The organism is Mucisphaera sp. (assembly GCF_965279675.1).
GTDB lineage: Bacteria > Planctomycetota > Phycisphaerae > Phycisphaerales > Phycisphaeraceae > Mucisphaera.
The window spans coordinates 1-20,143 of sequence record NZ_CBDIIJ010000001.1 but is presented as its reverse complement, the minus strand read 5'-3'; the positions used below and the strand labels follow the sequence as shown (position 1 = coordinate 20,143).

Here is a 20,143-nt window from a genome sequence, read left to right as displayed (position 1 = left end):
TGGCACGATGCTGTTGCAGATCCTGTTGACACTCGCGCCGATGATGGCCCTCGTCGGCATCGGCGCCGGGCTCTTCCGATTCGGGCTGCTCGACCAGAGCCATCGATCGATGCTGGAACGGCTCGTGTACTGGGTCTGTCTGCCGTCGCTGCTCGTGATCCGCATCGCCGAAGCAGGCACCATCGATGTATCCATTCTCTGGGTGATCCTCGCCTTCGCCGCGGTCACGCTGGCTGCCGCTGGCTTAGCAGGGTTATGGTGGTACCTGCAGGGACGACCGAACGGAACACTCGGCGTGGTCATCCAGGGCGGGTTCAGAGGGAATCTGGCGTTCGTCGGCTTGCCTGTGATCGATCTGGCCGGGGCCGACACACGAACGCTGGCCATCGCGGCGCTCACCCTCGGCCCGATCGTCGCCTTCTACAACGTGCTCGCCGTGCTGGCCCTGGCCTGGTCGGACAACCATCACAACGGCACTCCCGCAACACTGATGACGAACGTGTTGCAGTCGATCCGTTCTCTGGTGACCAACCCTCTCATCATCGCCTGCGTGCTCGGCTTGCTGATGGGGCTTAGCGGGTTGGCTGAGATCCGGCCGCTCGCCCAGACACTCACCTTACTCGGACAGCCCGCCGCTCCGCTCGCCCTGATGAGCCTGGGCGGGGCGCTGGTGGTCTACAAAATCCGCAGCCGGCTCAGCCTGGCCTTGGGGGTGACGACGATCAAACTGGCGGTGTGCCCAGCGCTCGCGATCGGCCTGGCCTGGTTCCTAAATCTGGATGAGCAGCAGGCCTTCGCCCTCATCCTGCTGGCTGCCTGCCCCACCGCGGTCGCCAGCTACGTGCTGGTCACGCAGTTCAAGAGCGATCAGGGGCTGGCCGCCACGATCATCGCCATGACCACGCTGGCCTCACCCGTATCGCTCGGCATCGGATTGATCGTCCTCAAGGGATGGGGTGGCTGAAGCGCGATGAGGATCGATCACCGCAATCAGATGCTGTAGTCATCGGCACGGGCTGTTGAGATCCGTACCTCGGCCTGGCTCATCGCCTGACGCGTCGAGCTCATCGGGTAGTCGCCTGAGACGAAGATGTTCTCCCGGCCGATATGACGGGTCAGGCCAAAGTCGGTCATCCGCTGGAACATACGGGGCCGAACCCCACAGAGCATGAGTGTGACACCCGCCGCCTGCATCTTCGTCGCAACCCGATCCAGCGTGTGCATGGTCGAGGCATCAACGAGGTGAGCACGCTTGAGCCGGAGAATAATGACCCGTGGCTCATCCTCCAAAAGCTGATCCAGAACGGCTTCCAGTTCCTCAACCGCCGCGAAGAACAGCGTGCCTTCCACGTGGATGAGACGGATCTGCCGATTCGCGCCGGCTTCGAGTTCTTCTTCACGAAACTGCCCGCGATCATGCGTCTCGGTGATGAACTCGGTGACGCGCAGCAAGCGGACCTGGCTGAGATACAGCGCAAGACTGATCGCCACACCGATGAAGACAGCGTGCTCAAGCGAGAGCAGCAACGTCGCCGCGAAGGTGCAACTAGCAGCGATAAGATCGGCGCGGTTGCCACGAAGCAGACGCTTGAAGTAGGCCACATCGATGAGCTTGATACCGATCACGATCAGGATCGCAGCGATGCTCGCCAGCGGGATGTAACGGGCAAGCGGAGCCAACGCGACAAACCCAGCCGCCACGAGCAAACCCGTGAACAGGCAGGCGAGTCGTGTCTGCGCCCCCGCGGCATCCGCCAGAGCCGACCGAGAGAAGCTCCCGCTGCAGGGGATGCCGGCGAACAGGCCCGAGGTAATGTTCGTCGCGCCCTGAGCCAGCGCTTCCTGATCCGGCTGGAACCGATCGCCGCCGCGATGAGCCAGCCCACGCCCGATCGCGACCGCCTCAAGCAATCCGACCAGTGCCAGAGCCAGCGCCGGGTAAACCAGCAGATGCCAGCCCGTGAAATCGGCGGGCCAGGCCGGCATCGGCAGGCCCTGAGGCAGATCACCGACCAACGCCAGGTCCGTTGGCTGCCAGCCGAAAGCCGCCACGGCGACGGCACCAGCGATGACAGCAATCAGGTAGCTGGGCAGGTACTTGGAGATACGCAACCCGATGAGTGTGATGACAAGGCTCGCTGCGCCAACCATCAGGTTGAGCGCGTTGATACCGCCGGGGCCGTGGTACCAGGCGATGGCCAGCCTGGGCAGACCCGACCAGTGGCCTTCGACCTCCGCGAGTTCGACGCCAAGAAACTTCGGCAGCTGCCCCGCTGCAATCAGCAAACCTGCACCGGACGTAAAACCGACGACCACGCTGTGGCTCACAAACCGGGTCAGGCTGCCAAGCCGGATCAGACCCGCCACGGCCTGGAACAACCCCGCCATCAGCGTGACGATCACCACCGCTGCGAGCTTCTGCTCGATCGTGCCGGGCGTCGTCGCCACAACGCCCGCCGTCAGCAGACTCATGGTGTTCGTGGGACCAATCGACAGCCGACTGCTCGAAGTCAGCAGCGCGCCCGCGATCGCACCTACGATCCCGGCGTACAGACCATGCACCGGCGGGAGCCCTGCAATCTGAGCGAACGCCATGGACTGCGGGATCGCCACCAGCGCCACAGTCAAAGCAGCCTGGCTGTCAGCCATCAGTGAGCGGGGCGTGACTCGCTGCGGGAGCGTGCGCCAGGCATCGGCGATGTCGATCACCGGCTGAAGGAGTCGCGATGTTGACTTCTGTCTCACAAACCCGCCTTGGATGAAGCCGTGGGTGCTTAGCCCCCCTGCCACCCGGCCAGCAAAGCCTGTTGCCGCCACGGGTTACGAGGTTGCATCATAGCAACGAGCGAATCGGCCGCTTCCCTTAGCTCTCGCCTTGTCGATACACGGGTCGGGCTAGACCTGAGGCTGCTTCAGGCGCAGACGCAGCGCACCAAAACCAACCAGCAGAGCAAGACCGCCAGCCGGCTCCGGCACAGGAGACGACCCGCTCTCCCAGGTCTCACCAAACGCCAGCGCACGGATCGACAGATCGACCAGATCAACCGCCTCATCACCCGAGGCATCGCCTGCTACAAAGCCGACCTGGTTCTCACCGAAGGAACTCGCCAGGATCGAGAGATCGATGAGATCAACGCGCCGGTCATCGTTGAAATCGGCCCGCGCCGCTTCCGGCACCACCTCGAGTTCAACGTCCGAGCCGTACCGGATCTTGACCCAATGCCCATCGAGCTCGAAGACGTGCCCCTGATCGAGACCAGCGAACGCGCCCTGGATCAGCCCGCCCACCTCCAGAAGCCTCCACGCCGTTCCGAGGGTCAGCAGATCCGGTTCGTCGATCGACAGCAGCAGGACCCCGTCCAGCGAAGCATCCCCGGTGATCAGCAGCCGATCCGACCGGCCGTCCGCACCGAGATCCAACCGGAGCACGGCTTGCTCACGCTGGATGTAGCTGCCATCGAGCTCGATCAAGCCGTAGGCATCTCCGGGTGCTGGCGAGGGCGCATCGGCTTCCCCCGCGAGAATGAACGTCGCATCCATAGAAACCGCCTGGATGTGCGTGCTGGCAAGCCCATCGTTAGCGTTCCAGCCGTAGAGCCGGATATCCACCGGTTCCGATGTCGATCCGCTGGGCGAGAACGCCGTGAAGGTCTGACGCGAGCCCGGGCCGGAAGAGGCAACGTTGTTCCGCTGCGCGAGTGCCTGCCCCTCGGTAAAGCCTTCGAGGCTGGTCAGGATGGCGTAGTCGTTCGCCGCGTTGAAGCCGTTTCGCCAGAGATCGAAACTGATGCTCTCGATGAGCAACTCAAAACCATCGGCGGCCTGAACCGTGAAGCCGAGGTAATCATCGGCCACGATCGCCGCCGAAAGCGAGCCGGTGTCGAAGCCCCCCGCATTGAACTCATCCCCTTGGTCCGTGGCCGTCAGCCCGTCCGGCCCCTGGCTCCTGGCCAGCGTCCCCGGGCCGTAGTCGAAGCCCTCCAGCAGAATCAGCCGTGCGTCCTGCACCAGTGTCTGCGTCACCGGGCCATTGTCCTGAATACCAATGAAGTTGAAATCGAGGGCATCGTCGGCCGCCGCCGGAGCAAAGATCGCTTCGAGCTCAACACCCGTCACGTGCGTGCTCGCCAGACCATCATTCGCACCCTAGGCATAGAGCCGGACCTCAACCGGAGCCGCACCGGGCAGCAGCGTCTCGAAGCTACCGGTGAACCGCTGAGCCGAGGCAGGACCCGACGCCGTCAGGCCGTCGACCCTGGCCAGCTCCGCGCCTTCTGCGAAACCATCCAGACTCGTCAGGATCGCGTAGTCCGTGGCCGCGTTCCCGCCGTTGCGCCAGAGCACGTAGCTCACCGACTGCAAGGCCATTTCAAAACCGGCGACCGGACGCACCTCATAAGTGAGGTAATCGCCCGCGACGATGGCGTCCGCCAAGGTCGGCGGCGAGGACGAAAGCGCGCTGGGGTGCTTGATGAGGTTGTGCGGGGTTGGTGGTCATGGTGATGGGGCGACTGGCGATTATCGGATCGGGCTGCCGCGCGACCAGATCGGCCAGACGATCGCGATGAACTTGCGGGGGTAGTGTCCGCCGGTACGAGGTTCGAGATTGCCGCGTTCGCGTCGCTGCTGGATCAGGCGTCTAACCCACGCACGACTGACCGAATACTTCTGGGCAACCGCCTGGGTCCCTAGCCCAGCATCGTGATCCGCAGCCACACGCTCTCTCAAGTCCATCGAATAAGATTTGTGCATCGCGACCTCCCTGTCGTGGTGATGCCCTATTCATAATCCATCCAACAGCGAAGCGCTGGATGGAAGGTGAAGCCGCTCAAAGGACGGCTCTGAGTATCGCACGGAACCACGCTGAGTTAGCGACGTCGACGTGCCGCTGCAAGACCGGCGATTGCCAGCGCTCCTCCCACGGGGCCGGGAGTTGGTACAGCTTGTACATTCGTCACGAATGATGAGATGTTGAAGTCTTCACCCTCACCAGACTGATAAGTTAAGGCAATCACATCTATGTCAGACAGGTCGATGAGTGAGTTGTTGGCGATGAAATCCGCATTGGCAAAGTCAAGCACGAGCACGGTGCCGTTGACGTTCTGGAAGCTGCTGAAAAGGTTCGCGACAGTCGCGACTTCACCGCTTCCATCCGTGATCGTCATCGTCGCGCCGGTGGTGCGGCCGAAGCCCAATGTATCCGTATCAAGATTGAGCGAGAACTTTGTGCCCAGTGACTGATCGAAGCTCAAACCAGCCCCGCCCGCGTCGTACGTGAGTGTCAGGTCGGCCATATGGTCTTCCGCACGAACTTGCAGTTCGCCACTTGTCGCACGCACGCGGAATCGGATGTCTTCGCTCGTGAACGGCGTGTGGATACTGTTGAACGAAATCGCGCGTGTTCCGCCGATGCCGCCGATGTCTGCGAATGTGCTGAGGCCCTCTGGAAGATCGGCATAGGATGATCCGAGGCTCGTCGATGAGAAGTCGTCTATGACGGTTATTGCTTGCGCCGACGAGGCAGTAAGTATTGCACAGCATGCAGCAAGTATTGAAATACGCATGATCTATTCCCTCTCAAGTTCAACTGACGAGTCTCTTCTAACGGCGACCGTTCTAGTCGCAGGTATTTACAGAATACCCCCACCCGCTCAAGTCGCAAGTCGCACCAGTTGATTTGCAGACCAGTGCACTTTTGGGCGATAGCTTTGCGGTGAGGGCTTTCCCAACTTCACACAGTCGCCCGCAGCTTCATGCGCGGTGTAGACCCCGTCTACACCGCGCGACGGCCGTAAACCGGCCCGATCCGCCGCAAGACCCGCATCGCTTGCATTCCGGAACCCTCCGCCGCCATCTGGTCGAACCGAGGCGTCTGGATCACAGACTGCCCGTAAGGCCCCAGATCCCCGATCCCCACATCATCAGCGAGGATCATCACGATGTTGGGGGCCACATCGCCCCGAACACCCGACGCCGCAGCGCCCGTGGCCAGCGTCGCACAACTCACCGCCAGCAAACCGGCCCCGAGACGCAGCATCCTTCGAAACTCCTGAACACCGAGACACACGAAGAGAAACAGACGTAGGACCAGTAAGCAGGCCATCGCCACCCGCCGCAAGTGCCAGCTTGTGACCTCCCATGCTCTCCTGTGACAAGCAGCGCGACGAGCCGGTCAGCCAGAAGCGTGTAAGGAAAGGACACGCAGAAACAGGGTCGACACACCAACGAATCACTCCAGACTCCGACTCGAATCCCCCCCCAAGCGAAAGACTAAAAAAATCATCTGCTCAATCAGAAGCACACCTGTTCGCCAAGCGAACAGACACAGCCCCCCATCGGCTACATTTCTCCGCAGAAGACGATTCAGTATCCGCCGACTCTTTGACCTTATTGAGGAAGGCTAGCCCGAGCACGTGCTCAGTCAGCCAACCAGGTAGGAAGAAAGCTATAGGAGGCTTCTCATGTACAAGTCCGCTCTCACCCTCTGCGCCGTAGCCGCACTCGCCACCCAGGCGTCCGCCATCGAACTCACCAGTAATGGCGGCTTCGAAACCGGCGATACCAGCGACTGGGTCTCGTTCCCAACCGCCAACTCAACCTTCAACATCACCACCGACGCCAACTCAGGCGCCTGGGCCGCCGAAGTCTTCAACAACGACCTCGCCAGCTCCGCCGTCATCAAGCAGGCCAACCTGGGCATCGGCACCGTCCAGCCCGGCGACCTCATCGATATCTCCTTCGCAGCCAAAGGCGAAGGCGTCATCGGCGGCGTGGTCTTCGCCGAGTTCTTCTCCGAACTCGATGGCGGCGGCACCTCCTCCGCTGAAATCCTTGGCGGCGGACCCCTCCCCCTCACCAGCGACTATCAGGTCTTCAACTTCCAGACGACCGCCGGAGCCGATGTCAGCGGCGGCGTCACCCTCCAGTTCGCCACCGTCACAGGCGGCGCAACCGGAAGCGTCTCTATCCTCTTTATCGACGACGCCTCGGTCAGCATCGTCCCCGAGCCCGCCAGCCTCGGCCTCCTCGGTGCAGGTGCCCTCGCACTCGTCCGTCGTCGCCGCATGGCCTGATCGCTCACACGCGACTCTCAAGAAAAAGGCAGGGCGCCCCAGGCGTCCTGTCTTTTTTCATACCTATAGCACCAATAAGTACGCTTTCGACCCTTGAAGGACAACAGGCACGGACGTGCAAGGTGCTGAGTTCCGGGTGGGGTGCGGGGGCGGAGGGGGTTATTCGAGGATGGTTCGGAACCGGATACCGCAGCCACCGCACCTGCGGTACTGCTCGCAGAGTCCTTCTCGGCTCGCCCGCCGACCGGTTTCCGCTTTGTGTTGAACCGAACCGCATTTCGGGCACCGCAGCGCCGCCGCGATCACCAGCCACAGACGCCCCTCGGCTTCGGGGGCCACATTGATCTGGCTATCCAACTCACCCGGAGCCGGGGGGAAGACCCCATCCTCATAAACAGCGGGCTCCGACGAAGCATGCGTTCTGACAACCATGATGAACCTTTCTCTCAGAGCCCGAAGGCCCCATCCCTTGATGAACCACGAATCAAAGACAACAGACAGACTGATTAACTGAACCTGTAACTGATACGCGTTTGTTACATTAAGAACCGAGCCCGTCCTTGTCAATCATTTCCCGTGAATTCGCATGTAATCATCGCGGCACAAGCCGCTGGAGATCACGCTCATGTAACACCGTTACACGAACGCACCCCATCCGGCACATCACAGAACCTTACGGATAGCCTTGAATACCCCCTCTTCCAGCGAAACACCCACCGAGCCCACCGTCACTCGAGACGCACTAATCAACAAGAAAACCGATCATTTTCGAGCATCTCAGACCATAACCGGCCCAAAACAGCCCGAACCAGGCCTTCTGGAACACCCGCCCAGGCCCAAAAAACGACCTCACGCCCCACCAGCCCCGATTTCAGCCCCAATCCGCCCGCCGACGCCCAAACACACCCACCACACCCCCGAGCAGCCCCCACATCCCCGCGGGCTCCGGCACGACCGCCGCAAACCCAAAATTGCCCGCCAGAAGCGACAGATCAATCAGATCCACCTGCGAATCGGCGTTGAAATCCCCATCGCCCCAGGCACCGGCGTGACCAAACCCGCTGGCGAGTTGGCTGAGGTCCACGAGATCGACGAGTCCATCCACATTCGCGTCGCCACGGGTGCTGCCGGCCAGTAAAAGCCAAGCGTCGAGATCGGCCGCATCGACAACCCCGCTGCCATCAAGATCGAAACCGAGGTCGGCCCCGCCGAAGCCGGAGACGAGCAGGTCGATATCGGCGTCGGTGAGCTGGCCGTCCTGGTTGAAGTCGCCGGTCAGACCCAGCGGGACGTGCTGGTCGATCCATTCGGTGAACGCGGCGACGCGGGTCAGGCCGCTGAGGTCGCCATAGGCGCTGAAGACGCTGTCGCGTGACAGGCCGACGGAGACGACGCCGGCGACGGTCGGGACGCCGTCGACATCGATAAAGCCAGGACCACCGGAGTCGCCGAGAGCGCTGAGGCCTTCGAGATCGGTCGGGCTCGCGGAGCCGAGGGGGTTGACGGCCGAAGCGCCCGGAGCCGGGTCGAAGTCCATGAACATGACGCTGGGAAGGTAGGCGCTAAGGCTGAACGGCGAGGCGGGCTCGCCGCCGAAGGCGTCGACGGTGTTGGTCACGGCGGCGGGGAGGCCGTTGCCTGTGAGGACGGCGCCGGAGAAGCCGTTGCCGACCGAGCCGTAGCCGACGATGGTGATGTCCTGATCGCGTTCGCCACCATCGTCGCGGAAGATCGGGCTGGGGGTGATATCCGTCAGGGGTTCGGTCAGGCGAACCAGGCCGATGTCGAGGTTGAAAGCCGAGGCGAAGGGGTTGAAATCGGGGAAGGGAATCAAGTCTGCGGCGGTGGCGGTGACCGGCGTGCCGGTGTCCTGATCGGTGAAGTCGAGCTCGATGCCGGTGATGGAGACGGCGGTGATGGGGTGAGCCGCGGTGAGCACCCACTCGGGATGGATGAGGACGCCGGAGGCCAGCGAGGGAGCGCCGAAGAAGAAGGAGATCTCCATCTGCGTGACCGATTCGTAGGCCGGCTGCGCGGCGAGGTTGCGGGCATCGACGAGGGACCGGTCGTGCCGAAACGTCACGGCGTCAGCGCTGGTCGCGAAGGCCACTGAGGTCAGCGTCGCGATTGACAGACAGGATGTGAGCCGGCGAAACAACATGTCCTGACTCGCTAGTTACGGTGAGGTTTCAGGGGTACTGATCAAGCGTTCTGCCGCGTGAATCCAGCCAGCTGTAGAGCACATTGATGTTGCGGAGGTCCTCGCGGACATACACACCTGCGAAGGGGAGGAACTGGCCGCTCGCGTCGCCATAGACCACATTGATCCCACGATCACCGTGTGCTCCCTGGACATCGTTGAACTGATGCTGGCACCATGAGAGCGATTTGTTGGCGTTCTCACTGAAGCGCAGCGACCCGAAGTAGACCTCATCCTGACTGAGACCAAGAGCTCGCGCGATGCCCGTCTTGTCGTCTTTCGAGACCAATTCTGAACGATTGGCATAGGTGCCAATACCCACCCGTCGAGAGGGACTAAAGCCGGGAACGCCCCAATTCTGGGCCCCAAAGTTCTCATCGGTCGGTTCGATCTGCCTGGCTTCGGGGAAGCCCCAGAAAGTCAGGTCGGCGACTGCGGCATCTGGACAGAAGAAAAACTCGACGTCCTCGATGTAACCCTGATCGATCAGGATCCCGTGGCCGGAGGGGCCGCCAAACTGCCAGATGAACTCTCCCCCGGGCGCGGTTCCTGCAAGCGCTCGGTCAGCGGAAAAGACGGTAGCCGTGTAGCCGCCAAAGGTGATCTGGCTGGAGCGGGGCAACTGAGTTGCGGGGTTCTGCGCGACAAACATCCCGTCATTGAAATCGACGGCATAGATGTTTCTGGCGGTAGCGATCTGTCGCTGGTTGGCGAGACACAAGACCTGGCGTGCCGAGCTGCGGGCGGCACCGAGGGCGGGGAGGAGGATGCCGATGAGGAGGGCGATGATGGAGATCACCACGAGGAGTTCGATGAGGGTGAAGGCCTGTTTAGCTTGGCGGGCCTGCTTCATGCTGGGTTCCTGCTTGTGCGTTTCACTGGCTTCTATTTACTGAACTGGTCGTTGCATGACGGGCATCGGGGGTTGTTTATTCCGCGTGATGCATGCTTTAGCTGATGCTGCTCTATGGCTGAAGGTCTTGCTTCCAGCGGTCCGCCTTCGGTCCGCCTGCGGCGGATCTCACTTTGTTCGACGGGTTAGGGCGAGCATGCTGAGCGTGAGGAGTGCTGCCGACGCGGGTTCGGGGACGGTGGTGGTGCCGAAGTTGGTGGCGAGGAGGGACAGGTCGATGAGGTCGACGGTGCCGTCGAGGTTGAAGTCGCCTTGGTCCCAGAAGCGGCCGTTGGAGGTGCCAAAGTTGGTGGCGAGGGCGGAGAGGTCGATGAGGTCGACGGTGCCGTCGAGGTTGGCGTCGCCGTCGATGACGCTGTTTGTGGTTTCGCCGGCGAGGATGGGCTTGTCGTATTCGGTTTCGTAGGCCCACTGGGTGATGGTGAAGGTGCCGAGTCCGTTGCCGGCGGGGGGCGCGACGATCTCGAACTCGACCCAGGCGTAGTTGATGCGGCGGTTTTCACGCTCGCTGAAGGGTGTGTCGAGGCCGACGAAGGAGAGGCCGACCATGCCGGTGATGGACTGGCCGTCGGGGACATAGAAGTCGCCAAACTGCTCGCCACGGACGGCGAGGACGCCGAGGAAGTCCTGGGTGGCGTCGCCGGTGGCTCCGATGTTGAGTCGGCTGATCGGTGAGCCGGGAGCGAGATTGGCGAGGGCCTGGTGGGTCAGGGTCGTTTCGCTGGGGGTGCCCGGGAAGTAGGTGACGTCGATGGCTTCACCCGTGAGGACGACGCTGCCGGGGAAGGCTCGGACAGAGATGCCCTGGAAGGTGGTGAAGTCGGGGGCGAAGAAGTGGTTGACGAAGACGTCGAAGGGCGGGGTCTGGCCGGCGTTGGCGGGGTCTTCGGGGTCGAAGAGGGGGAGGCCGTCGATCTCGAGGTTCTGGGTGAAGCCGGGCTGGACGACGATGGGGGTTTCGAGGACGACGTGGTCGATCTCGGCGTGGGCGGCGGCGGTGAGGCTGAGGGCGGCCAGACAGGTGATCGCGAACGGGTTACGGCTCATCGCGGCGGTCTCCGTAGCTAGATGATGGGGCTCGGGTTGGGAGCCTGGCATGGGTTGGTTGACTGGGGCGGCCTGGGGGCCGGTTGGAGATGGCCGGTTCGCCATCTCGAACAGGGCAAGTATAGCTCAGGAGGTCTTGAAAGCCAGTGTTGCGGCTGTTCAAGCGGAGGGCGAGGGTGGTTTCGGGAGCGATTGATCTTCGTAAACGGGCCAGGGTTGCCTGGCGCGTGCCTGGTTGTCCCGGGTCGCCCATTTTGACGCGTGCGTGGTGGTTTTTGTTGCTGATTTTTTTGGGGTGGCGCTACCCGGGGCGGCTGTTCGGCGTCATACTATCGGATCGGCCGAACTGCCTGTCCGGGCGCGGCTGTGGTCCTGCCACCCTATTTACCGGTTTGAGGAGAATGACAGATGTCTCAGTCTGAAGGCAAAGCAGCGGGTGTTTCGAAGCGTCTGGCGGCTTACAGCGCGGCGGCGGGTGCGGCTGCTCTGGGCGTGAGTGCTGATGCGGAAGCCGCGATCATCTACTCGGGCGTTCAGGATATTTCGATCAACCAGTTCGGCGCTCAGGACCTGAACCTGGATGGGGATGCTTACAACGACATCCTGCTCAAGAACTACGTGTTCGGTGGCAACTACCAGGGTGCGACGGTGAACTTCTTCCCGGGCAAGGTGGTCGGCTTCACGACCGGCCTGAACTACGCCTCGGCGTTGTCGGCGGGTGATGTGATTGATGCGGCGGCGACGGCTGGCGGTTCGTTCGCGGTGTCGCTGGCTTATGCGAACAACCCGGACTCGCAGTTTGATAACGCTGTGGGTGCATTCATCGGTCTGGAGTTTCCGATCAATGCGGTAAGCCACTTCGGCTGGATCCGTGTGACGATCGACAACGCGGCGGGCACGTTTGTGATTAATGACTGGGCTTATGAGTCGGTGCCCGGTGTCGGCATCGAGGCTGGTGCGATTCCCGAGCCGGGTGCTCTGGGACTGCTGGCTGCGGGTGCTCTGGGCCTGGCCGGTTATCGCGGTCGTCGGGCCTGAGTCGTCTGGCTCTGACAGATTTGGTTTTGATGACACCGCCTCGGTTCAGCCGGGGCGGTGTTTGTTTGTGGGCGGCTGGCCGATAGATGGTTTATGGCAGAACGATTGGCGAAGCGTGTGTTGCTGGTGGGTTGGGACGCGGCGGACTGGCGGTTCGCGGAGCCATTGATGGCGAAGGGGTTGATGCCGAGTCTGTCGAAGCTTCGCGAGGGTGGGAGTTGGGGGAAGCTGGCGACGCTGAAGCCGATGTTGTCGCCGATGTTGTGGACCTCGATCGCGACTGGGAAGGCGGCGAAGCATCACGGGATCTGTGGGTTCACGGAGCCGTTGCCGGACGGCTCGGGGATCCGGTCGGTGACGAGCACGAGCCGTCGGTGTCAGGCGCTGTGGAACATTCTGACGCAGCGGGGGATGCGCTCGCATGTGGTGGGTTGGTATGCGTCGCATCCGGCGGAGCCGATTCTGGGGGCGATGGTTTCGAATCAGTTTGAGTTGCCGAGTGCGCCGCTGGGTGAAGCTTGGAAGGTGCCGTCGGGGTCTGTGCATCCTGCGGAGGTGGCGGATGAATTGGCGTCGCTGCGGGTACATCCGGGTGAGATCACGGGGGAGGCGATCCTGCCCTTTGTGCCGAATGCGGCGGCGGATCATCTTCGTGAGGGGAACAAGCTGGGGGAGCTTCGGTCGCTGCTGGCGCAGACGAGCTCGGTGCATGCGATCGCGACGAAGCTAATGATGCGGGATGACTGGGATCTGATGGCGGTTTACTACGAGGGGATTGATCGGTTTGCGCATGCGTTCATGGAGTTTCATTCGCCTCGGATGAAGCACGTGAGCGATACGGATTTTGAGGCGTACCGGCATGTGATGACGGGGGTGTATCGGTTTCACGACATGATGCTGGAGGCGCTGATGACTCTGGCGGGTGAGGAGACGGCGGTGGTGCTCATCAGCGATCACGGGTATCTGGATGATGCGCGGCGGCCTGATCCTGCGAAGGCGGGGCCGGTGGACTGGCATCGGGCGTTGGGACTGGCTGCTTTGGGGGGTGCGGGGATCAAGCGGGGCGAGCGGTTGATGGGGGCTTCGCTGCTGGACGTGACGCCTACGGTGCTGCGGCTGTTGGGTTTGCCGGCGGGGATGGACATGCCGGGTCGGGTGTGGCTGGAGGCGTTGGAGGGTGAGGAGGCGCCGGATCGGATTCTGAGTTGGGAGGATCCGAAGGTGGCGGATGGCCGTCATCCGGCGGACTTGGTGGAGGACCCGGAGGAGGAGGCGGCGGCGCTTCAGCAGCTGATTGACCTTGGGTATATCGAGGCGCCTAGTGAGGATGCGGCGAAGACGGTTCGGGATACGCGGGCTCACAATGATCTGACGCTGGCGCAGTCCATGTTTTCGCTGGGTGATACGGCGGAGGCGCTGGGGGTGCTGGAGGGGTTGCCGGATGTGTTTCGGGAGGAGGTGTCGGTGCGTGGGCTGGTGGCGCAGTGTCATCTGCTGCTTGGGGATGGGGAGGCCTGCCGGTCGGAGTTGGCGGCGATGGGGGATTCGGATGAGGCGGTGGCGCAGCGGGCGTTGCTGCTGGGCGGGTTGGCGCTTCGTGAGGGGCGGGAGGCCGAGGCGCTGGCCCACTATGAGGCGGCGGAGCGTGTGCGGTCTGACGATCCGGGGTTGTTGAGTCGGCTGGCGGGTTTGCAGTTGAAGATGGATCGGTCGGAGGCGGCGGAGGGCTTGTATCGGCGGGTGGTGGCGTTGGTGCCTGAGGATGCGACTAGCTGGGATGGGCTGGCGGAAGCGCTGCTGCGTCAGGGACGTGCGGAGGAGGGTTTGGAGGCTGCGTTGGAGGCGGTGGGTCTGGCGTTTTCGCTGGCGCGGGTGCATTACCGTCTGGCGAAGGCGCTAGTGGCGGTGGGTGAGTTTGAGCGGGCGAGGGAGGCGGTTGAGGCGAGTCTGCTGCGATCGCGTTATTACGAGCAGGCGCATCTGCTGGCGGCGGAGATTTATGAGCGGCTGGGGATGTTGGATCGGGTTGGGGAGCAGAAGCGGCTAGCGGCGGAGGCACGGCTGGCGGTTTCGGGCGGGCTGAAGACGGGGTGATTGGGTGGGCTAGGGGGCTCCTAACCATATGGCAACGGTTTGCTAACACGGAGGGTCTATAAGCGCACGCGTTGGCGTTAGGAACGTCTATGGCTGTGCGAGTGGATGATGCAGGTACCCCGGATTGGCATTCTGGTTGAGCCCCGGACGACGTGGGGGGCGGAGGTGATTCGGGGCGTCGGGGACTATGTGAGTGCGCGCGAGCGGTGGACGCTGGTGGTTCCGGAGGCGCGAGCGGGCGGGGGGCTGGCGCTGCCTGATGTATGGGCGGGTGAGGGTGTGGTTGCGGAGGTGAATACGTTGTCGTTGTTGCGGGCTTTGCAGGGTTGGGGGGGAGCGGTGGTGGATGTGGCGGGGGAGGGGCTGGGGGGCGTGTCGTTTCCTCGGGTTGGGGTGGATCAAGAGGCGATGGCGGAGATGGTGGTCGAGCACCTGATGGATCGTGGTCTGGAGGCGTATGGCTATGTTGGGCCTGAGCCGGGTCGCGAGCGGGAGCGGCGGCTGGTGGAGGCTTTCGAGGCGGGCCTGGTGCGGCGGGGGATGGTGGGTGGGTGTTCGGTTTTTGGGGAGGGTCTGGTGGTGAATCCGGGTGGGGATCGGACGGCTGTTGTGCGCGGGTTGGCGGGGTGGCTCGAGGGACTGGCTCGGCCGGCTGGGGTGTTGGTTTGGGATGCGGACTGGGCGGCGTTGGTGCTTGAGGCGTGTGGTTTGCTGAGGTATCGGGTGCCGGAGGACGTGGCGGTGGTGGTGGGGGCTCACGATGATTTTCGGATGAGCGTGACGGATCCGGCTTTGACGTGTGTGGATCATGGGCCTCGGGCGATTGGTTATCGCGCGGCGGGGATGTTGGATCGGTTGATGCGGGGTGGTGTGGTTGAGGCGTGGGTTGGGCTTTCGCCGGGTGGGGTCGTGGCGCGGGCATCGACGGATCGGTTGAAGGTTGAGGACGCGCTGGTGAACCGGGCGATTCGGTTCATTGAGGCGGAGGCTCATCGACCGATTCGGGTCGGGGATCTGGTTGATCGGTTTTCGGTGTCGCGGAGGTCGTTGGAGCTTCGTTTCAAGAAGACGGTGGGTCGTTCGCCAGCTCGGGTGATTCGTGAGGCTCGGTTGGAGCGGGCTCGTCGGCTGCTTGAGGAGACTCAGAAGTCGGTGAAGGAGATTGCGCTGGCGTCGGGGTTCCAGTATCAGGAGGTGATGCAGCGTGCGTTTCGTCAGCGGTTTGATGTGTCGCCTAGTGTTTACCGGCGTCGTTATCTGCTGGGGTTGGCGGCGATGCGTCGGGGTGGGGATGGTTCGGTGACGCGGGGGTGAGGGGTTGGGTTTGTCGTGCGGTCAGGGGGTTGGCTGGATGAGTCGGTTGAGTTGTTCGCGGGCGGCCTCGGTTTTGCCGGCTGCGAGGTTGAGGGCGATGGCGTTTAATCTGACTTCGTCGATGAGCTTGGCGTCGCCGTGCCGTTGACCGCCCTGCTCGGCGTGTTTCGCTTGCTGTCGGAGTTTGAGGAGTTGTGCGGGGAGGCGGAGGTCTTCGGGGGTGTGGGTGAAGGTTTGGGGTTGTTCTTGTCGTCGGGCCTGCTGGATGATTTCGAGGAAGAGGTAGCCGAATTCGTGGGTGGGTTCGATCATGGTGCCTTCGCCGTAGTCGTTCCAGGTGACGAGTTGGACGATGGGCCAGTCGCCTTGCATGGCGACGTCGAGCATTTCGCGGAGGGTGTCGCCGTCGCGGTGGCTTTTGGCGGCGAGGCTGTTTTCGTAGATGTCGTGGTAGCCGGCGACGGCGGAGGGGATCATCTGGTGGGGTGGGGTGTTTGGGTGTTGGTGGACGCGTTGGAGTCGTTCGCGGATTTCGGCAGGGGTTGGGTTGTTGTCCCAGACGTAGTCATGGACCCAGGTGAATCCGCCATCGGCGCGGGTGTTTTTCCACAGGTGGTGGAGGGCGAAGAAGCGGGGTCTGGGGTTGATGCTGTTAAGCGCGGTTTGCCAAGGTTTGGGGTCGCTGACGTAGATGGGGCCGAAGTTGAGGAGGAGGGGGTGGCCGTTGATTCTGGTGTAGTTGGGCTGCTGGAACCAGTTGTCCTGGAGCCATTGCATGGTCTGGGTGAGGTGTTCGGTGATCTGGTCGGGGGTGATGTGCTCGCGTTCGACGAGGAGTTGGATGGTTCGGTCTTCGTAGCAGACGGCGAACTCCATGCCGAGTCGGCGGGTCTGTTCGAAGATGGCGAGGGTGGCGGTGTGGATGATGGGGTAGTCGACGGCGTCGGAGATGCCGTACCAGTCGACGATGATGCCGTCGACGCCGGCCAGTTTCATCTGGAGGAGTTGGCACTCGATGACGTGGGGGTCGGCGGAGTCGTAGAGGCCGATGAGGGGGTGGTAGTGGGAGTAGATGTCGGGGAGGCCGTTGTCTTCGATTTGTTCTGGGTCGTGCTTGCCCCAGCCGGTCCAGTGTCCGCCCCAGAACCCGCGGACTTCGGGAGTTTCGTACCAGGGCATGACGTGCATGAGCAGGCGTTTGGGAGGGTCGGTTTCCTGCTGATGTTGAGCGTTCGCGGGGGTGCTGAGGCAGGCGGTGGCGATCAGGAGCGCGGCGATCGCGTGTCGGAGGATCATGGTTGTTCCTTCGGCTGGGGTGGCGTTTGTGCGATCGAGGATACCGGGAGGGTTGGGGTCGGGGTTTACTCGACGCCTTCCTGGATACCGAGTTGGGCGTAGCCCAGTTGCTGGGGTGAGTACCAGTAGTTGAAGGCGTTGAACTTGGCGGAGGAGCCTCGTTCGTTGTTGACGACGGGTCCCTGCTGGTCGTTGCCGAGGTAGAGGTCGTCGCCTCGGGAGTAGAGGTTGTCGTGGGTGTTGGTGATGCTGCCGAAGCGGGTGTTTTCGACGACGACGGAGTTGCTGAAGCTGGTGTGTCCGTCGTTCCAGACGATGCCGATTTCGATGCGTCCGGGCTCACTTGAGTACATGCCGATATAGTCGTCGTTGTTCCACTGGGAGCCGCCTGGCGCGATGCGGTAGAGGCGGTCGGCGATGATGGGTGCCTGGGCGTTAAGGGTGGCCTGCCATTCCTTGCGTGCTTCGGCGAAGTCGTTATCGGGATCTGAATCGGAGGTGATTTCGTCGAAGCCGAGTTCGTTGAGGGCGTAGGAGAAGTTGAGGAGGTTGAACTCGTTGCCTTCTTCCCAGGCTTCCTTGGGATCTGGCTCGGAGGGGTGGAGGAGGTACTCGGGGCTGACGAGTCCGGTGGTGACGAGTTCGGCGAAGCGGACTTCGACGGAGGTTCCAACGAGGTCGGCGCGGGTGGGGAGGTCGTGGGTGGTGCTTCGCTTCCAGACGCCTGAGTTGCCGTCGTAGCCGGTGTACCAGTTGTTGTTGGCCTGGGCGTGGATGACGAGGCCCTGGTGTTGTCCGCGGATCTGGGTGTTGGACTGCATCTGTTTAGCGACGATGCGTGCGCGGCCGAGGGCGGGGAGGAGGATGCCGATCAGCAAGGCGATGATGGAGATGACGACGAGGAGTTCGATCAGGGTGAATCCTGCCAGGCGTCGGTTCTGGAGGGCGTTGCTGGTCATGGCTTTTCCTTGTCGTTGTTATCTGAAAAGTCTGAGAGTCTTGCTTGAATCGCGATGTCGCTGGTGTAATATATAGCATTAATGCTTTGTTTTCAAGTGATCGGTCAAATTTTTTTCATTCTTGACAGTTTAGGTAGGCTTGAGAGACTGCTTTCACCTGTTCAGGGTCGATGCGGCCCGTGATTCTGCCGATGGTGCTATACCAAACGCTCTAAATACCCGGATGTAAGGATTTCATCACCATGCCACGGAAGCCTGTGTTCACGAACGTGATGGAGGTTCTGGAGCAGCGGATCGTCGCGGGCGATTACATGCTGAAGGACCTGCCGGGTGAGCGGAAGCTGGCGGAGGAGGTGGGGGTGAGTTACATGACGGCGCGGAAGGCGGTGCTGGGGCTGATCAAGAAGAAGGTGCTGGACCGTAAGCCGAATGGCTCGCTAGTGGTGCATCCGCGTTTTCAGAATCGGCGGTCGCATTGCCGTGTGGCTCTGCTGACGCCTGCTTATCCTTCTGCGCACTTTGTGCATTGCCGGCTGGCGATCACACAGGCGGCGCAGCGGCAGCAGGTGCAGCTGCGGCCGGTGGAGTATGTGCACTGGTACGACCCGATTGTGAATGAGGCTTTGCAGGGCTCGGATGGGTTGATTGTGATTCCGAGTACGGAGCCGATGCCTGAGTCGCTGGTGAAGGAGTTTGCGGAGGAGGGGAACCGGGTGGTGATCTTTGATGATGACCTGACGGATCAGGGGTTGCCTTCGATCCGGCTGTTTGCGCGGACGCACATCTCGAAGCTGTTTGAGCATCTGTGGAGCCTTGGGCATCGGCGGATTCACTGCCTGAACACGCAGGGTCACAGCGAGGAGATTGAGCGGCGGATTTCGCATTGGCGGAGCTGGCTGGAGCGTAAGGGTGGGAGCGGGGAGTTGTGGGATGAGCCTGCGCCGCCTTATGTGGATGCGATCCAGATTGCGTACCGGACGATGCAGCGGCTGATCGATGACCACGATGGTGATCTCGGCAGCCTGGTTTGCACGACGCAGCCGGCGGCGTTGGGTGCGATCCGTGCGTGCTATGAGGGGGGGCTTCGTGTGGGCGAGGATGTATCGATCTGCACGATCAATAATGAGCCAACGGGGCGTTATTTTTGCCCGTCTTTGACGGGTCTTGAGATGCCTGAGATAGAGCCGTTGCTGGAGCACTGCTTCGAGTGGTTCGGTGGCACGGCGACTGGCTGGTCCGGTGATCTGCGGCTGGAGCCGGCGCGTCCGAGGTTGCTGCGTGGTGAATCGACCGGGCACGCGATGGCTTCGGTCTGAGGATCTTGTGTTGGTTCGATCGACTGCCGGGGACCCCCAAAGAAAAAGCCGACCTCCTAATAAAGAGGTCGGCTACGTCAGTTGCTCGCTTGCTGACGCGTGTACGTGGTGGTTAGCGGGTGCGGCGGATCAGGCTGAGGCCGGCGAGTCCGAGGAGCGCGGCGGATGCGGGCTCGGGGACGATGGCCAGGTTTTCGAAGGTGATGCTGTACTCGTCGCCGGTGTTGGTGCCGGGGTCGACCTGGAGGTGGAAGAAGTCGAGGTTGGCGGTGTTGAGTCCGGCGGGCACGGGCCAGGTGAAGGTGTAGCTGCCTGGGAGGACGCCGAACTGTCGGGTGGTTCCGAAGGTGCCGAACTCCTGGGGTGTGCCGGCGTCGCTGATGAGTCCGAGGATGATGCCGAGTCCGGCGCCGGGCTGGGCGGGGGTTTCGTAGCTGTTGAGTGTGACCTTGAGCTCGATGGTGTCGAGGTTGGGTGCGGAGGCGTCGATGTTGGGATTGATGTCGTAGAAGCCGCCGCCAAAGGCTTCGGTCACGATGGTGTAGTCGGTGCCGACGGGGGCCGGGTTGGTCCATGAGCCGTAGGTGCCGGTGAGGTTGAAGTTGGCGAAGTCGGTGATGAGGACGCCGGCTTGTGCGGTTGCGGCCGTGGTGGTGATCGCCAGAGCGGCGGCGAGGCTTTTGGTGTGGTGGAACATGTTGGATTCTCCCTAGGGGTGCTGGACGTGTCTTTATACGGGGTCTGAAGCAGATTCTGAATTGATAGCATATACGCTATTTATTGGTTTGCCAAGTGTTTTTGTGCTGGATCGAGGCAAGATTTGGTCTTCGTAGCTTGCCCAGAGCACAGGGTTTACGGGATTCGGGGCCTTGTTCTTCGGGTCGTGAGTGCGG

At 62.2% G+C, this 20,143-nt stretch carries 19 protein-coding genes; 6 read left to right on the top strand and 13 right to left on the bottom strand.

Features of this window, described 5'->3' with window-relative positions; translation table 11 throughout:
- The first annotated feature begins 7 nt into the window (after window positions 1-7).
- Entirely contained in the window at window positions 8-964 is a 957-nt protein-coding gene (locus ACQZAB_RS00095; RefSeq protein ID WP_428386153.1) for an AEC family transporter, read from the top strand.
- Window positions 965-990: 26 nt separating this feature from the next.
- Here ACQZAB_RS00095 and ACQZAB_RS00090 read toward each other — a convergent pair whose 3' ends face one another.
- The 6 genes from ACQZAB_RS00090 to ACQZAB_RS00065 form a co-directional block, all read right to left on the bottom strand.
- Complete coding sequence (locus ACQZAB_RS00090) at window positions 991-2,745, bottom strand: SulP family inorganic anion transporter (RefSeq protein ID WP_428386151.1); 1,755 nt, start codon at window positions 2,743-2,745, stop codon at window positions 991-993.
- A 150-nt stretch (window positions 2,746-2,895) separates the two neighbouring features.
- Window positions 2,896-4,116 (bottom strand): hypothetical protein, encoded by a 1,221-nt coding sequence (locus ACQZAB_RS00085; RefSeq protein ID WP_428386149.1) that lies wholly within the window; start codon window positions 4,114-4,116, stop codon window positions 2,896-2,898.
- Window positions 4,117-4,146: 30 nt separating this feature from the next.
- A complete protein-coding gene (locus tag ACQZAB_RS00080; RefSeq protein ID WP_428386147.1) occupies window positions 4,147-4,434 on the bottom strand; it encodes a hypothetical protein in 288 nt (95 codons plus the stop codon).
- Between the two features lie 84 nt (window positions 4,435-4,518).
- The gene (locus ACQZAB_RS00075; protein ID WP_428386146.1) at window positions 4,519-4,752 is read right to left on the bottom strand and encodes a hypothetical protein; all 234 of its coding nucleotides are present in this window, start codon (window positions 4,750-4,752) and stop codon (window positions 4,519-4,521) included.
- Window positions 4,753-4,868: 116 nt separating this feature from the next.
- Window positions 4,869-5,564 carry a hypothetical protein gene (locus ACQZAB_RS00070; protein WP_428386145.1) on the bottom strand — a complete coding sequence of 232 codons (696 nt, stop codon included), beginning with the start codon at window positions 5,562-5,564 and terminating at the stop codon, window positions 4,869-4,871.
- Window positions 5,565-5,773: 209 nt separating this feature from the next.
- The gene (locus ACQZAB_RS00065) at window positions 5,774-6,037 is read right to left on the bottom strand and encodes a hypothetical protein (protein WP_428386144.1); all 264 of its coding nucleotides are present in this window, start codon (window positions 6,035-6,037) and stop codon (window positions 5,774-5,776) included.
- Between the two features lie 424 nt (window positions 6,038-6,461).
- Here ACQZAB_RS00065 and ACQZAB_RS00060 point away from each other — a divergent pair, with 424 nt between their 5' ends.
- Window positions 6,462-7,073, top strand: coding sequence for a PEP-CTERM sorting domain-containing protein (locus ACQZAB_RS00060; protein WP_428386143.1), 612 nt, complete (start codon window positions 6,462-6,464; stop codon window positions 7,071-7,073).
- Between the two features lie 159 nt (window positions 7,074-7,232).
- Here the strand turns inward: ACQZAB_RS00060 and ACQZAB_RS00055 are convergent, their stop codons facing one another.
- The 4 genes from ACQZAB_RS00055 to ACQZAB_RS00040 all read right to left on the bottom strand — a co-directional run bounded on the left by ACQZAB_RS00055 (window position 7,233) and on the right by ACQZAB_RS00040 (window position 11,233).
- Complete coding sequence (locus ACQZAB_RS00055; RefSeq protein WP_428386142.1) at window positions 7,233-7,505, bottom strand: hypothetical protein; 273 nt, start codon at window positions 7,503-7,505, stop codon at window positions 7,233-7,235.
- Window positions 7,506-7,944: 439 nt separating this feature from the next.
- Window positions 7,945-9,183, bottom strand: coding sequence for a trypsin-like serine protease (locus ACQZAB_RS00050; RefSeq protein ID WP_428386141.1), 1,239 nt, complete (start codon window positions 9,181-9,183; stop codon window positions 7,945-7,947).
- 79 nt (window positions 9,184-9,262) lie between these two features.
- Complete coding sequence (locus ACQZAB_RS00045) at window positions 9,263-10,126, bottom strand: type II secretion system protein (RefSeq protein ID WP_428386140.1); 864 nt, start codon at window positions 10,124-10,126, stop codon at window positions 9,263-9,265.
- Window positions 10,127-10,294: 168 nt separating this feature from the next.
- Window positions 10,295-11,233 carry a dockerin type I domain-containing protein gene (locus ACQZAB_RS00040; RefSeq protein WP_428386139.1) on the bottom strand — a complete coding sequence of 313 codons (939 nt, stop codon included), beginning with the start codon at window positions 11,231-11,233 and terminating at the stop codon, window positions 10,295-10,297.
- 408 nt (window positions 11,234-11,641) lie between these two features.
- On the opposite strand from ACQZAB_RS00040, the gene ACQZAB_RS00035 reads away from it, so the two are divergent.
- The 3 genes from ACQZAB_RS00035 to ACQZAB_RS00025 all read left to right on the top strand — a co-directional run bounded on the left by ACQZAB_RS00035 (window position 11,642) and on the right by ACQZAB_RS00025 (window position 15,679).
- A complete protein-coding gene (locus ACQZAB_RS00035) occupies window positions 11,642-12,271 on the top strand; it encodes a PEP-CTERM sorting domain-containing protein (RefSeq protein ID WP_428386138.1) in 630 nt (209 codons plus the stop codon).
- Between the two features lie 93 nt (window positions 12,272-12,364).
- Window positions 12,365-14,365, top strand: a complete 2,001-nt coding sequence (locus tag ACQZAB_RS00030) for an alkaline phosphatase family protein (RefSeq protein ID WP_428386137.1) — start codon at window positions 12,365-12,367, stop codon at window positions 14,363-14,365.
- Window positions 14,366-14,470: 105 nt separating this feature from the next.
- The gene (locus ACQZAB_RS00025) at window positions 14,471-15,679 is read left to right on the top strand and encodes a helix-turn-helix domain-containing protein (protein ID WP_428386136.1); all 1,209 of its coding nucleotides are present in this window, start codon (window positions 14,471-14,473) and stop codon (window positions 15,677-15,679) included.
- Between the two features lie 21 nt (window positions 15,680-15,700).
- Here the strand turns inward: ACQZAB_RS00025 and ACQZAB_RS00020 are convergent, their stop codons facing one another.
- Both ACQZAB_RS00020 and ACQZAB_RS00015 read right to left on the bottom strand, forming a co-directional pair.
- Window positions 15,701-16,975 carry a glycoside hydrolase family 71/99-like protein gene (locus ACQZAB_RS00020; RefSeq protein ID WP_428386135.1) on the bottom strand — a complete coding sequence of 425 codons (1,275 nt, stop codon included), beginning with the start codon at window positions 16,973-16,975 and terminating at the stop codon, window positions 15,701-15,703.
- Between the two features lie 65 nt (window positions 16,976-17,040).
- Window positions 17,041-17,934 (bottom strand): prepilin-type N-terminal cleavage/methylation domain-containing protein, encoded by an 894-nt coding sequence (locus ACQZAB_RS00015; RefSeq protein WP_428386134.1) that lies wholly within the window; start codon window positions 17,932-17,934, stop codon window positions 17,041-17,043.
- A 242-nt stretch (window positions 17,935-18,176) separates the two neighbouring features.
- Between ACQZAB_RS00015 and ACQZAB_RS00010 the strand changes: the two genes are divergently transcribed.
- On the top strand, window positions 18,177-19,250 hold the full coding sequence (locus ACQZAB_RS00010; protein WP_428386133.1) for a substrate-binding domain-containing protein: 1,074 nt from the start codon (window positions 18,177-18,179) through the stop codon (window positions 19,248-19,250).
- Between the two features lie 112 nt (window positions 19,251-19,362).
- Here ACQZAB_RS00010 and ACQZAB_RS00005 read toward each other — a convergent pair whose 3' ends face one another.
- On the bottom strand, window positions 19,363-19,947 hold the full coding sequence (locus ACQZAB_RS00005; protein WP_428386132.1) for a PEP-CTERM sorting domain-containing protein: 585 nt from the start codon (window positions 19,945-19,947) through the stop codon (window positions 19,363-19,365).
- Window positions 19,948-20,143 lie beyond the last annotated feature (196 nt).

Coding starts and splice junctions, on each gene's coding strand:
- ACQZAB_RS00095 (WP_428386153.1), top strand. CDS start 8: ATGCTGTTGCAGATCCTGTTGACACTCGCGCCGATGATGGCCCTCGTC.
- ACQZAB_RS00075 (WP_428386146.1), bottom strand. CDS start 4,752: ATGCACAAATCTTATTCGATGGACTTGAGAGAGCGTGTGGCTGCGGAT.
- ACQZAB_RS00070 (WP_428386145.1), bottom strand. CDS start 5,564: ATGCGTATTTCAATACTTGCTGCATGCTGTGCAATACTTACTGCCTCG.
- ACQZAB_RS00065 (WP_428386144.1), bottom strand. CDS start 6,037: ATGCTGCGTCTCGGGGCCGGTTTGCTGGCGGTGAGTTGTGCGACGCTG.
- ACQZAB_RS00060 (WP_428386143.1), top strand. CDS start 6,462: ATGTACAAGTCCGCTCTCACCCTCTGCGCCGTAGCCGCACTCGCCACC.
- ACQZAB_RS00055 (WP_428386142.1), bottom strand. CDS start 7,505: ATGGTTGTCAGAACGCATGCTTCGTCGGAGCCCGCTGTTTATGAGGAT.
- ACQZAB_RS00045 (WP_428386140.1), bottom strand. CDS start 10,126: ATGAAGCAGGCCCGCCAAGCTAAACAGGCCTTCACCCTCATCGAACTC.
- ACQZAB_RS00040 (WP_428386139.1), bottom strand. CDS start 11,233: ATGAGCCGTAACCCGTTCGCGATCACCTGTCTGGCCGCCCTCAGCCTC.
- ACQZAB_RS00035 (WP_428386138.1), top strand. CDS start 11,642: ATGTCTCAGTCTGAAGGCAAAGCAGCGGGTGTTTCGAAGCGTCTGGCG.
- ACQZAB_RS00030 (WP_428386137.1), top strand. CDS start 12,365: ATGGCAGAACGATTGGCGAAGCGTGTGTTGCTGGTGGGTTGGGACGCG.
- ACQZAB_RS00025 (WP_428386136.1), top strand. CDS start 14,471: ATGATGCAGGTACCCCGGATTGGCATTCTGGTTGAGCCCCGGACGACG.
- ACQZAB_RS00020 (WP_428386135.1), bottom strand. CDS start 16,975: ATGATCCTCCGACACGCGATCGCCGCGCTCCTGATCGCCACCGCCTGC.
- ACQZAB_RS00015 (WP_428386134.1), bottom strand. CDS start 17,934: ATGACCAGCAACGCCCTCCAGAACCGACGCCTGGCAGGATTCACCCTG.
- ACQZAB_RS00010 (WP_428386133.1), top strand. CDS start 18,177: ATGCCACGGAAGCCTGTGTTCACGAACGTGATGGAGGTTCTGGAGCAG.
- ACQZAB_RS00005 (WP_428386132.1), bottom strand. CDS start 19,947: ATGTTCCACCACACCAAAAGCCTCGCCGCCGCTCTGGCGATCACCACC.